A 12529-nucleotide genomic window follows, 5' to 3' on the forward strand; every position below is an offset into this window, starting at 1 on the left:
CGCATTTATATCTAATTTAACTATATTAAAATAATACTTTCGTGCTTTTTTTTGTAAAAAAATTTCTGAAAATGTATTTCATTCGCGTATGTGTCGAAGTTAATTTTATCTATTAGGATTTCAGAATTGGATAATCATATGATTTTAATTCGATGGAAAAAAAGAACGCCTCATCCCTATCCATCCAAACGTTATACCATTATTAATTGAATATAAAAAATTACGAATAACAGAAACATTATAGTGAACTGATACTTATAATAAAAAATAACAAGCAATTTAACCCTTGTGTCCTACATAAAATATTCAAGGAAATATTAGAACGAGCTGGATTACCCGCACATCGCTTTTCTTTGCATCATTTAAGACATACGATTGCTACCTTACTGTTACAAGAAATTAAAGATAAAGTGGATGTGAGAACCTTACAATAGTTATTTGGACATGAAAGCCTTGCTAGGACTAGTAAGTACACTCATATAGACTTTGAACAGAATAAAAGCTACTTAGTGGTTATAATATAATTAATTATTGATGAAAAAACGACAGAAATTAATCTGTCGTTTTATTCTGTCATAGAAGACTTTGCTATGGCATTTATTTAAACATATCAAATAATTTTTTTAGTTTTAACCATTCTATTTACTTTAATATTCAAAGTAGCATCCTATATTGCCGATTGGAATAAAAACTTCATTTCATTTTGCTTATCATTAGAAGCTTCTTTTTTATTTTTTTCGATGGCTTGAAACATCTTGCATTTGATTTTGATTGCAAAAATCCATAAAAAATCACCTCAAATGTTTTGATGTTTGTAATGCTCTATCATCAACTTTTCTAATAATTTTGGATTTGACTTCGAAAGTTCTAAAATGAAGTTTTCTGAAAACGGGAGGCCTGTTAATAAATGATTACCACCTCTCTTCCCCATTTCTTCGTGGTCTATGGATGGGAAATCACCCTTTTCTTCTGTAACACTTTGTTCTAGCTCTAATTCTATTTTGGTCAATTCCTCTTTGATTTGTTTGATTTTTCGTTCATGTCGTCTAAGATAAAGATCAACGTTGGCTCCAGAGCTGTGTCCAAGTAAATATTTGATGGTTTCGACTGACAATCCTTGTTCATCTAAGAGTGTGGCAATCGTGTAGCGAAAACCATGAGGAGTTACCCTCTCTTCTCTTCTCCTTTCCAATCCAGAAATTCATTCACTTTATTGACCACAGCATTCAACTGCTTATTTTTAAGCGGGTAACCCTTAATTCCATAACTAAGTGGATCGTCATCATTCAGTTTCATTTCTTCTACGTGTTTCCGTAGTTCTTGCATTAACAGAGGCGGAAGAGGCAACACCTGCATCTTGTTTTTCGAATTCCTAACTTTTTGATTGTAAATAATCAAACCCTCTTCCCAATTAATGTTTCCCACTTTCAATTTGGTAATGGCCTGGTTGCGAAGGCCCGTAAACAGAAGCAGTTTAATTGGTAACCCAATATAAACCCCTTGTTTTTTCAAGCCCTCTAATGCGCTGTACACTTTTTTTAAATCATCCATTTCCAACGTACGACTATGTGGGCCAACATGCTCGCCAGGAACACTGGACGCTTTAAAGGCATTTGTTTGAACGATACCTAACTCCTTATAAAACGCATAAAGAGATGAAAGAGCTGCTACCCTTCTCATAATGGTTTTATACGCAACAATATTTTCTTTTTGTTGTACAATCCACCTATTCACAAGACTTAAGTGTTGCCCATTTTCTAAAGTTGATTCCAATCCTTGACTAGTGAGAAATGTTTCAAATAGTTTCACATCATATTTATAACTGTCAAATGTGGTTTCAGACCAATAGCGATGTTCTTTCATAAACAGTAATGCTTGAGACAAACTGGTTTCTGAATTTACCAAGCTTTCAATTGGTTGAAATTTCTCTTCCATAGTGGAATACTCTTCCCCTTTCATATGGTAGTGGACCTAAAATAAAGAAGATTTGATACCAGTATTCGCTATGAAAATGTAATCTATTCATCTATATGTTTTTCGGTATTTTGTGTTTCTTAACTTTTGCTAGAAATATATTTTTTTATATTTTTTACGATACATTACTCTCATTTTTTTGAAAAAAATCTATTTTTATTTATTGTTAGTTGAAATTTAAAAGAGAAAAAAGATTTTAAATTAACTTTAACAAAAAACAAAACCACATTATATGGTCCATAAAAGGAATACATAAAATTGAGAAGTCCAACCTTTTTCATTTACTTCTGTAACTTTTATAAATTTTGATGTGATTTATTGAAATGTAATTCCTTAATCGCCCTTAAAGCTATATTTTGTTAAACATTATGTAGCAGAGCCACATAAAATTAAGCCAAACGCATGATACGTCTGGCTTGATCTTCTTATAGCTAAAATTCGGTATATGGACAATCACGGGAACCAGTAATTTTTACTGGCTGACCTTATAATACGAACGCACCCGTTAGCTTAAGTACAATAGTCTATAGTTAAAATTTTACATCATAATAGGATCACTATGTAAGCAGGGTTCGTCATCTAAAATTAGTCTTTTATCGACAAGAATCTCGTAAAACTTAATTTCTAACCTATCATTTTAAAGCTATATAACAAAAAATAAAGAAAGAAAAAGCTCCCACTCATATTTTCAACTGTCATGAGTAGGAGCTTTTTCTGATATTATTGACTGTTCAATACTTTGAATCGATTCATTTCTTATTTAAAATTTTTTTTATTTCCCTATTATTTTATCTTAATTCCACTCTAATTGGTGGAACTATCCATAAAAAAACTAGAGTAGTTCGAGACTATTATACCTCAAGCTACTCTTGTAAATGAAATTCTCCTATTACTAGATTTCGCCGTTACTTATGATAAGGCTCACCGTGATATATCTAAATGAGGTTTGTTTTTAAGATTTATTATTTAGAACACGGTCAATATTCGTTTTTCCTAATTCTCGTACCGCTGTCCAATAGAGTGCAACTTTTGCCGTTGACCACATATCTTCATTATTAAAATAATCACAAAGTTATTATAAATAAATTTTTACCGTATTATTTTATCAAATTAAAACTAAACACCTCAGAATTCTGATAATAATTTGACATTAAAGAAGGCTTTGCTTTTAAAAGCTATGAAAGAAAAAACCGCACCTATTATGGTACGGTTTACTGGAAGCACATATATTTCCTGCTATATCAGTTGCTGATACTTAAATTTGTGTTCGTTCACTTAGCTTTTCCCTAAACTTATTTTCCTTTATTATCTATTTCTAAGTCTTTTTGATATTTCCCATTATTATATTTTGTTAAAGAAGGTATACCAGAGATATAACCAATACCACCTGTTTTATTAATACCAATTTGTTCGTCAACAGCTTTAACTAATTCATCTTTGTTAACAGCTGTAATTGACTTACTTTCTACTTCATCACCAGGATGTTGGAAATTACTGAAAATGTATGAGAAACCATTGCGGTCATCTGCAGCAAATAATCCTGTTGCTTCCGCTCCTGCTGGGACAGATAAAATACGTTGTAATTCTTTCGTATCAACATTATATGCCCAAACAAAGTTATTTGTGTGAGCACCGCTATCTTCACCAATAAAGAGGGTTCTCATTGCTTCAGAATAACTTAAGTTATCTGGATTCGCTACTTTGTCTACATTTGCAGTGTTTCCATATGCATCAGCTTTAGGAAGATCCTCCCCTACTACCAATCCATGCATTGATGGTGCTACATAAGAGCTATCAATAACTTTTCCTCCGCTATCCTTTTGACCACCTTGCAAATCTAATTGATAAGTTACACCGGCTTTAATTTTTGGTAATTGGATATGGTCTGCTGGATCTTTTCCTGTTGAATCTTTTTCCATGCTCTTACTTTGATCGGAAATAGCAATATATACTTTTTTATCCTTTTCGTTTAACGCTACTCCTTCCATTTTGTTAAATTCAGTAGTCGCACCAAGCATTGCTGCGTATCGGCGTGTTTCAAGGAAAGCCGCTGCTTTTTCTTTACCAGGTTTAAGTTTTAGATATTCTGTTTTACCATATGAATATTGTTTTATCGCTGTAAAACCTTCTTTAGGTACATCAGAAGTTTCAAAAATATCATTGAATGTAATGCCACTGTCAATAATATTTTTCACTTCTTTATCTGTTGCATGTCCTAAATTAATCCATTCTAAGTCTCCTGAACCACCATTCTCAGTTCCTGTTTGTTTAAATTTCGCTGCGTATAGTGTACCCGCTGATAAATCTTTTGCTTTATCGGCTACATACATAAACATTCCTGTATTACCGCCATCATCACCGTAAAATACAGTTTTATTATCAGGCATTACTTTAGCTAACTCATGGGAGAAACGTCCTGTGCTGTAATGTTTTACAACTGATGCTTTACCATTTTTATCTACAGTAATTTCAGGGGTGTAGCCATAGAAATAAGGATTAGCCTTTGCTTTATCTCCAAAATAGAATTGAGCAAATGTTTCAACTTGACTTCTTGTTTTTGATGTAGGATCTGCAAATTGGCGAGCATCTGGCTCATATTCTTCTGAACCTAAGTGTGTATTCCAAGGTGATAAAGATCCATTACATGGAATCCAAAGTCCATTTACTGCTGAAAAATCAATTTTTTTAACATTGGCAGGTTTAAGTTCACCTGTTTTTTTGTCCTGTTCCATCTCAGTTAAAGACATAGATGCTGGAACTAAACCGTAAGCTGATTGACCAGCAGCATCAATTGTTTGATATTCATAATGTGTAACCATATAAAGTTTGCCGTCAATTGGCATTAATAAACTATTTGAATCCGGAGCATCTGAAACAAAGTATTTTCCATCTGTACTACTTGGATCAACGATTGGATTTCCGTTCACATCAATCGGTGTACCAGCAGGGATTTTTTCCCCATTAACTGTTGCTACCTTATCTTCCGATTTAAAAAGGTAGTTATAAGACAACGGAAATGTTTTTACTTTTCCATTGCTATATTTCACATCAACTGTTGCAGTTGTATACGTTTTTACCATTTCATCAATAGTAGATGGTGCTTTCATTCCGTTAAATTTAACAAATTCTATTTTACTATTATCTTTAGCTGCCGCTGCTATCGGTGATAATGCTGGAACTGTAATAGCTAAAGCAAGAGCTAGAGTAGCTCCTGTTTTCACAAGTTTCTTATTAATCATCTAGATATTCCTCCTAGTAGATTTATCTTATACAATTCAATTAAGCCAGCTCAATATTAATTTAATATTAATAGATTATTAAATTCTTGTAGAGATTAACTTTTGCGGCGGTCATCAAGAGAGGATCATAATATTCCATTAGTAGAAGATTGTATTGAAATGCAGGATACATCATATTGAAACGTCCTTTGCTGCTTCCGGAGGTATTGGCATTTCTGGTTAAGTAACCTTTAAATTTAGTTTCTAAACCATAAAAGCAGTAAATGAGCAGGCCATTATGAGCCTGCTCATTTATTGAATTGCAGTATTCATTTAGGTTAATTATAAAAAAAGTGGTAAACCAAACTATCAAAAAACCTCATTTACTTATGATACGGTTCACCGTACATGATTCTAAACTATATGCCCTGTTAGTTTAAGTACAAACCTTCACAATCTCTTCTAAGGTATAACATAGACATCTTATTTAATTAAAGGTTTTGTTCCACAATCTGGCCCTTTTCATGAAGAAAGACGCTTTCCTTATTTCGGAAAAGCGCCCTTTAATTGAATAACTAAAATATGGTCTCATTCCTAAAATCACATAATTCTTATTGAACTAACGCACCCCGATAGTTTAAGTACATTTCTTCACAAATGGAAAATTTCTATCCATGATAAAAAGGTAATTGCCTCTTTTATCATTCAACTGTATACACAGCTACGGACTTGTTAATATTAACTTTCTTGTTTTGACATCATATATTTTGTAACCAATTTCAAACATATGGTCCTTTGTAACTGTCATCTTACAATAATAAGGGATTGACTTTCCATAAGCATCAAGTGCAGGAATATCATTGAAAGTAAACAGTTCATCTGTATCGAGCATATTAAAGTCCGCCAAAGAAGAACGACCTGATGAAATTTCAACAACACATTTTCCACTGACGACATCATATTCCTTTAGCACAACATATTTTAGGCTTGGGAGGGTAGCAGCTAAAAGAAAAGCACCAATTACAAAGCTTCCTAAGATTTTACCTACATTTAATAATGAATATTCTTTATCAACATACATAGCAAAAAAAGTAAATACTGCACCTATTACTAATAAAGCTCCTACTATGAGCATGAAATAATAAATGATCATCTTTTCACTTCCTATAACAATTGAATGGTAATATTACCAAATGATAATTGTTCTTCAACTAACCTGCCGCGTTAGTTGAAGAACAATAAGGATTATTTTGAACTATAAACCTAAAACCTTAACAGTTATAATGATGAACAGTAAAATGATATTTAGCCAGACGAAAAATTTAATCATAACCTCAGCCCATAACTTCCTACGCAATCCAAAATAAAGGATAACACCATAAATTAAGAGGCTAATAACTACACGAAATTCAGATTTTTTTTCAATTCCCAAGTCGAAAAAATCAATGAATGTATATATTAAAACAGTGATAGCAAATAAAAAAAGGTATACCTTGAAAATTTTTTCTTTTCTCTCGGACTCATGTTTAAATTCATACATTTTTCTTACCTCAACTTATCTTCTTTTTCCTTAAGTTTAACAAATATGTACTTAAACTAACCTGCTTCGTTAGTTCAATAATCAAAAAGAGCCGCCAGTGTTGGCAGCCCTGATCTTCAAGTAAAGCTACCCGTTAGCTTAAGTACAATTTTTCACAAACTCTTTATAATAAAGCATTATCATTATATAGAAATTGACTGGTTTTACTCAGAAAACTCTTTGTTTTTGGGGTGTTTTTTTATGAATCAGTTTTACAATAGTTAAGTTAAGCATTAAGAATACTCCGTATCCTATAAGTATTCCGAATGTATTTAAAATAACATCATCAATGTCGGTACTACGTCCAATAAACATTTGAATAATTTCAATAAAGCAAGTTACTGTTAAACCTAAAAATAAAACTCTTTTAAAGGAATACCACTTTTCCCAAATTAAGGGGATGAAAAACCCAAAAGGTGAAAACAACAGTAAATTGGCAGAAATATTCAAAAGTGATACGCTATTCCAATCATCAACATTCGTATTTGTTTCAAAAATATATTGATAGAGAGTGTAAAAAGGTATTAGATTTACCTTAGAAATTTCATTTGATAAATGAACATTAAAAAAGAATTCACCAGTATCACTAACTATCCCCATATTCCACCTTGGAATGATTGTTTGGGAAGCTAAACCAACAAGATATAGAACAAAAATTAACATTAGTATTTCATTCATTATCATTATTTGTTTTTGTCTCTTCTTTAAAAGAACAATTCTACCAACAACATAAAAAGGTAGTGCGACAATAATATATCCTATCATACTCTGTATGTACATTAATATTAAGCCCATATTACGTTTCCTTCCTAACGGATTATATTATCTAAATTATACCACTTCTACTTACACTAAACTGCCCGTTAGTTTAACAAGAGAATGTTAAATTAATGAACAATTTAATCCGACTGCGCCAGAAAAAAGCCAACATTTTCTCATAACCCTAGCCCTTAAACGTGTTGTTCTAGAATCTAAACCATTACAAAAAGACGTCTTCTCATTGGAAGAAAACGCCCGATTACTAAACAACAAAAACCTTATATTGGCAAGGTTTTGATATTCCTTTTTTTTTTAAAATCATTAGTCTTCTTTCATTATTTCATCAAAAGCTGAGGAAACTCTGTCGAATTCCCCGTCGTTTTCAATACCTGTAAAGTCACCATCCTGATCAACCTTTAAAAAGAAGACATCAATGTCTTCCTCGGTTTCTTCTTCAAGATCCTCCACAAAGCTGACTGCAACGTAATCTGTCCCTTCAATATTTAACGCTGCCAGCACTTCAACTTTCTGCTCCTGTTCATTCTCATCGGTAATCGTAAAGATTTCGCCTATTTCAATGTTTTCCATACGATATCTCCTCTCCTTTTTAAAAAATTGTCTTGCACTAATTACTGTATAAAAGTATTCATACTCATTTTATTTCCAAAGAGGAACAGATTCATGCAGGAAATTAAGATTTTAAAAGGCTTTACTCATTAATCAAGTAAAGCACCCGTTAGCTTAAGTACATTTCTTCACAATATTTTAGTTAAGTTCACAAAGACTTGTCGCTTTCGCTTAAGTCCCTTAGTTACCCACTTCCCATTTGAATTTTCCATTATTTTTCTTAAGTTGTTGTTTCACCAATTCTAATTCATAGAAACTTAAGTTTGTTTTTTCTACAATCTCTTCGTTTGATTTACCTTCTTTTAAAAGTGCTCTTGCTTTCTCATATCTTGATACCTCAAACTCAAAATAACCATGATAGAGTTTGAGCTGCTCTCTTACGTCCTTTAATTCTACATAGCTTGTTGGTATCATGTGAACAAGTTCTTCATCCGTTTTTCCTAATTGAATCAGGCTTCTTGCGATTCGATACCTTTCATTTACAGTTCCTGTACCATAACCCATCCTATACCCGTCATCCCAAGCAGTATCATAGCATTCTTTACAATGAAGGCATTTGTCTTGGTCTTTCTTAACAAAACCTGTAAGAATGATTACAGAAATTAATGTTAAAAGAAAAAATGTTTGTTTCATAAAGCCACACCTTTTTATCTTAGTATGACCTGTTAGTTCACTAAAGAGTCAAATACGCATTATTCGTTTTTCTTCTTCTTCAACTATACTGCCTCTTAGTGAAGGAAGAAACTAAATTTTTTGAGCAGTATAACAAACCAAGACCACAGGTTCCTCATTTGTTTGAGGCTTAAAATAAGACTCCCCCCAAGTTACTTTAGCTATTATTAAATCGTTGTGTATTGCTAATATTCTTGGAAAACTAAGATTTGGAAACCTTGAATCATTCATTTTAAAATCTTCAAGTAAACTCAACAAACTTTCACTGCCTAATGCTCTTTTTGAAATGAACAGAATTGAATCCCACAAAAATTCTACTTCTCCTATATGAGAAAATTCCTTTTTGTAAATATGCTTGTTGTTTTCTAACTGCTCCCAATTACCCTTTACTTGTTCTCTTTCAAATAAAATCTTTTGAATAGTCGTCATCTCGGCGACTATATCTATACAGTCATTTATACAATAAATCCTATACCCTTCCCTAAACAACCAATTAATAAATTGAGGAATTACAATTCTATTCTGTTGACTGATTTCAACAATATACCTATTTATAGTTGATAACTGTGACTTTACTTGTGGTTCCTCAGTATCAACAACGTTTCCATTATCATCAAACCAAGTAAAATCCTCGCCTTGTACTGGTTCGTGCTTTTCTATAAACATTTTGTACCCCTCACTTAAAATTGTTTAAAAATGAATACCTACCTTTTCCTAATTATAACATTCCTTGTTCAACTAACCTGCTTCGTTAGTGCAATAAGTACAGCTTTATAAATATGTATAAATATTTGTGTGTATATAATTCCTCTCTGAGTAATGATTCAAAATGATTAATAAATAGGCTATTGCTATGATCGTCGAACTAAGTATTAAAAAAAACTGTTCGTACTCTGTATAGTATAATTTTGATACCAATTTCACCTGGAATTCTACTTTGGCTTACTGAATATACATAAAATGAGGTTTTAACATGACAAAAAAACAATGGAAAAATTCCGTAGATGTATGGAAACCTTATTTTGATCAATCCTATACTTATTGTGAATTTGCCGAACTTAAAAATTTCTTAATTGACCCAAGTGAAATCATTGGATTATCCCGACCAGAAAATGAAATAAACGAAAGAAGAATGAAACAATTAAGCTCTCAAGTAGAACTTAATGGTTGGAATTATAATTTACCTATGTGTGTTCATTTGTATAAAATACCATTTGGGAGTTATTTAGTAGGTCGCGATGGAAACCACTGCACGCTCCTTGCAACTGAAATGGGATTAACCAAAATTCAAGCCGATATTAACATAATAATCCCTCATTGTATCATTAATAAAGATATTAAATCTGTCCTAGAAATAATTGAGGAAGAAACTACATCTGATAATGATTTAGATATTTACCAAAAAAAAAATAAAATACTCTTGGATTTAGCATCTAAATTTGGTCTCTTACCCCACTCATTAAAAGAATAAGTTGAATGGTTATTTCTGTCGCTCTTCCTATTGTTTTTTACTCGTCACATATTGATTTACAAATCAATAAACTATTATCAATCGTGATTTCATCAATTACTTTTCAAAATTTAACCTTTTTATGATTAAGTGTCTTACGTTTTAAATTATAGTAATATAATAAATATTTTATATAAACCCGTATTTTTTCTCATTTATACCTAATTTGATTATATTAGAATAATGATTTGTGCTGTCTTCGCAAAAAAATAATATATTCTATAAATTTATTCCATTTGCGTGTTTAATTTCGAATGCGATTTCAGAATGGGGCGTTAATTCTCGATCCATGATTCTTTAGTTATTGTATATTACCCACTTTGAACATTTCTGGGTGTGCTTAATAAATCATCGCTTAGCTGAACGTCTTTATTCATGTTTGAATGTAACCACAATAATTGAGGATTTAATTTTGAAAGCTGCAAAATTAAATCCTACAACCAAGAAAAACCTGTATCATTGAAAATCAACATAAATTTTTCAGCGTATTCAGTTATCATACGAGACTCAATAACAGTATCTCCTACTCTGAAATTTGCAGAGCACCTTTACCTCCGCTCCTTGCTGTTACAAGCAATCTTTCGATAATAGATAATTTTATGTAGTAAAAGGCTGATAACTCAATAAAACAACATAGCAATTCTTAGTGTGAAAAGCCATGTGGTTTTGTTACAATTTGAACCTTTGTGCCCTCTAAATCGATCTCATTAAAACAAACATCAGAATTACCTTCTAATTATGGTAATGATCCATCATCAGTTTTTCTAACAATTCAGGATTGGATTTTGAAAGCTGTAAGATAAATTCCTCTGAATATGGCAATTCTGTTTTTAATTTGTTTGAACCTTGATTCGAAAATTCCGCACGGTCGCTAGACTTTATTACCTCCCTGTCTTTATTGAGGCTACCCTCCAATTCCACCTCGATTTTGGTTAATTCCTCTTTGATCTCTTGGATTTTTCGTTTGTGACGTCTAAGATAAAGATCAACGTTTGTGACTGAACTGTGTCCAAGCAAATACTTGATGGTTTCAACGGACAAACCTCTTTCGTCTAAGAGTGAAGCAATCGTGTAACGAAAACCGTGTGGAGTCACCCTTTCTTCCCCGTTCCAATTGAGGTAATCATTCACTTTGTTGACCAAGGCGTTTAATTGTTTATTCTTTAAAGGATATCCTTTAATCCCATAGCAAAGTGGATCATTATCTGTTAGTTTCCTCTCTGATACATGTTTACGAAGTTACTCCATAAACTTCGGTGGCAACGGCAACACCTGCACCTTGTTCTTTGAATTCCTGACTTTTTGATTGTAAACAATTAAATCTTCTTCCCAATTAATGTTTTCAACTTTCAATTTGGTAATGGCATGGTTGCGAAAGCCTGTGAATAGAAGCAATTTAATGGGGACTCCTATATAAATCCCTTCCTTTTTCAATCCCTCTACTGCCCCATACACCATTTTCAAGTCATCCAACTCCAATGTGCGGCTGTGTGGCTCAACGTGTTCTTCTGGTACACTAGATGCTTTAAAGGCATTCGTTTGAACAATTCCTAAATCTTTATAAAACGCAAAGAGAGACGAAAGAGCTGCTATTCTTCTCATAATAGTCTTATAAGCAACATCATTTTCTTTTTGTTGAACAATCCACCTGTTTACGATACTCAAATGTTGACCATTTTCCAATGTGTTTTTTAATCCTTGACTCGTAAGATATGCTTCAAATAGCTTGACATCGTATTGATAACTATCGAAGGTCGTTTCAGACCAATAACGATGTTCTTTCATAAACAGTAATGCTTGCGATAGAGTGGTATTCGAATTCACTGAGTCGTCAATCGGTTGGAAGTTATCTAACATAGCAGATATCTTTCTCCTTTCAATTTGTGTAAGTGTATGGTTAAGAAGTTTTGATACCAATATCTGATATGATCCTCTATTAAAATGAAATCTATTCATCTATATGTTTTCTGCATTTTTATGTTTTTGGGGATTTGATAGAAATATATTTTTTTATATTTTTTTTTATTTGTTCGAGGAAAAATTTAAAAAAATAAGTAATTACGAAAGGAATATACCTTTTTGGCTAATAAGTTGACCGAAAACAAAGAAGAAAAAATATACAGGCAATCAATTCACGATCAAAATTAGAGGAAAGTAACAAAAGCTTATTGGCAAAAAGGATTCAGGTTC

The 12529-nt window shown here is 32.2% G+C and carries 11 protein-coding genes and 1 pseudogene; 2 read left to right on the forward strand and 10 right to left on the reverse strand.

Annotated elements, in window-relative coordinates; genetic code table 11:
• Positions 1-260: 260 nt before the first annotated feature.
• On the forward strand, positions 261-434 hold the full coding sequence (locus tag HNP81_RS24025; protein WP_312859706.1) for a hypothetical protein: 174 nt from the start codon (positions 261-263) through the stop codon (positions 432-434).
• A gap of 362 nt (positions 435-796) precedes the next feature.
• Here HNP81_RS24025 and HNP81_RS18780 read toward each other — a convergent pair whose 3' ends face one another.
• The 8 genes from HNP81_RS18780 to HNP81_RS18815 all read right to left on the reverse strand — a co-directional run bounded on the left by HNP81_RS18780 (position 797) and on the right by HNP81_RS18815 (position 9495).
• Complete coding sequence (locus tag HNP81_RS18780) at positions 797-1192, reverse strand: tyrosine-type recombinase/integrase (protein WP_182503631.1); 396 nt, start codon at positions 1190-1192, stop codon at positions 797-799.
• Positions 1165-1935 (reverse strand): tyrosine-type recombinase/integrase, encoded by a 771-nt coding sequence (locus HNP81_RS18785; protein WP_182503632.1) that lies wholly within the window; start codon positions 1933-1935, stop codon positions 1165-1167. The genes HNP81_RS18780 and HNP81_RS18785 overlap by 28 nt, the downstream gene beginning before the upstream one ends.
• A 1331-nt stretch (positions 1936-3266) precedes the next feature.
• On the reverse strand, positions 3267-5213 hold the full coding sequence (locus HNP81_RS18790) for a PhoX family protein (RefSeq protein ID WP_182503633.1): 1947 nt from the start codon (positions 5211-5213) through the stop codon (positions 3267-3269).
• 700 nt (positions 5214-5913) lie between these two features.
• Positions 5914-6345, reverse strand: coding sequence for a hypothetical protein (locus HNP81_RS18795; RefSeq protein ID WP_182503634.1), 432 nt, complete (start codon positions 6343-6345; stop codon positions 5914-5916).
• A gap of 594 nt (positions 6346-6939) precedes the next feature.
• Positions 6940-7566: a VanZ family protein gene (locus HNP81_RS18800; protein ID WP_182503635.1), complete on the reverse strand. Its 627-nt coding sequence runs from the start codon at positions 7564-7566 to the stop codon at positions 6940-6942.
• A 285-nt stretch (positions 7567-7851) separates the two neighbouring features.
• Positions 7852-8118: a DUF1292 domain-containing protein gene (locus tag HNP81_RS18805; RefSeq protein WP_028391045.1), complete on the reverse strand. Its 267-nt coding sequence runs from the start codon at positions 8116-8118 to the stop codon at positions 7852-7854.
• A gap of 219 nt (positions 8119-8337) precedes the next feature.
• The gene (locus HNP81_RS18810) at positions 8338-8790 is read right to left on the reverse strand and encodes a hypothetical protein (protein WP_028391046.1); all 453 of its coding nucleotides are present in this window, start codon (positions 8788-8790) and stop codon (positions 8338-8340) included.
• Between the two features lie 111 nt (positions 8791-8901).
• Positions 8902-9495 (reverse strand): hypothetical protein, encoded by a 594-nt coding sequence (locus HNP81_RS18815; protein ID WP_028391047.1) that lies wholly within the window; start codon positions 9493-9495, stop codon positions 8902-8904.
• A gap of 307 nt (positions 9496-9802) precedes the next feature.
• On the opposite strand from HNP81_RS18815, the gene HNP81_RS18820 reads away from it, so the two are divergent.
• Positions 9803-10300, forward strand: a complete 498-nt coding sequence (locus tag HNP81_RS18820) for a hypothetical protein (protein WP_182503636.1) — start codon at positions 9803-9805, stop codon at positions 10298-10300.
• 771 nt (positions 10301-11071) lie between these two features.
• On the opposite strand, the pseudogene HNP81_RS18825 reads toward HNP81_RS18820, so the two are convergent.
• Together HNP81_RS18825 and HNP81_RS18830 are read right to left on the reverse strand one after the other, a co-directional pair.
• Positions 11072-11533, reverse strand: a pseudogene (locus HNP81_RS18825) (tyrosine-type recombinase/integrase); the annotation flags it as partial.
• A gap of 45 nt (positions 11534-11578) precedes the next feature.
• Entirely contained in the window at positions 11579-12196 is a 618-nt protein-coding gene (locus HNP81_RS18830) for a tyrosine-type recombinase/integrase (protein WP_182503638.1), read from the reverse strand.
• Between the last annotated feature and the right edge of the window lie 333 nt (positions 12197-12529).

It is taken from the genome of Peribacillus huizhouensis, assembly GCF_014138605.1.
Classification (GTDB): Bacteria; Bacillota; Bacilli; order Bacillales; family DSM-1321; genus Peribacillus; species Peribacillus huizhouensis.

What these genes read in the sequence shown, in the direction of transcription:
- HNP81_RS18785 (WP_182503632.1), bottom strand. Translation starts at nt 1,935, where the DNA reads ATGGAAGAGAAATTTCAACCAATTGAAAGCTTGGTAAATTCAGAAACC.
- HNP81_RS18790 (WP_182503633.1), bottom strand. Translation starts at nt 5,213, where the DNA reads ATGATTAATAAGAAACTTGTGAAAACAGGAGCTACTCTAGCTCTTGCT.
- HNP81_RS18795 (WP_182503634.1), bottom strand. Translation starts at nt 6,345, where the DNA reads ATGATCATTTATTATTTCATGCTCATAGTAGGAGCTTTATTAGTAATA.
- HNP81_RS18800 (WP_182503635.1), bottom strand. Translation starts at nt 7,566, where the DNA reads ATGGGCTTAATATTAATGTACATACAGAGTATGATAGGATATATTATT.
- HNP81_RS18805 (WP_028391045.1), bottom strand. Translation starts at nt 8,118, where the DNA reads ATGGAAAACATTGAAATAGGCGAAATCTTTACGATTACCGATGAGAAT.
- HNP81_RS18810 (WP_028391046.1), bottom strand. Translation starts at nt 8,790, where the DNA reads ATGAAACAAACATTTTTTCTTTTAACATTAATTTCTGTAATCATTCTT.
- HNP81_RS18815 (WP_028391047.1), bottom strand. Translation starts at nt 9,495, where the DNA reads ATGTTTATAGAAAAGCACGAACCAGTACAAGGCGAGGATTTTACTTGG.
- HNP81_RS18820 (WP_182503636.1), top strand. Translation starts at nt 9,803, where the DNA reads ATGACAAAAAAACAATGGAAAAATTCCGTAGATGTATGGAAACCTTAT.
- HNP81_RS18830 (WP_182503638.1), bottom strand. Translation starts at nt 12,196, where the DNA reads ATGTTAGATAACTTCCAACCGATTGACGACTCAGTGAATTCGAATACC.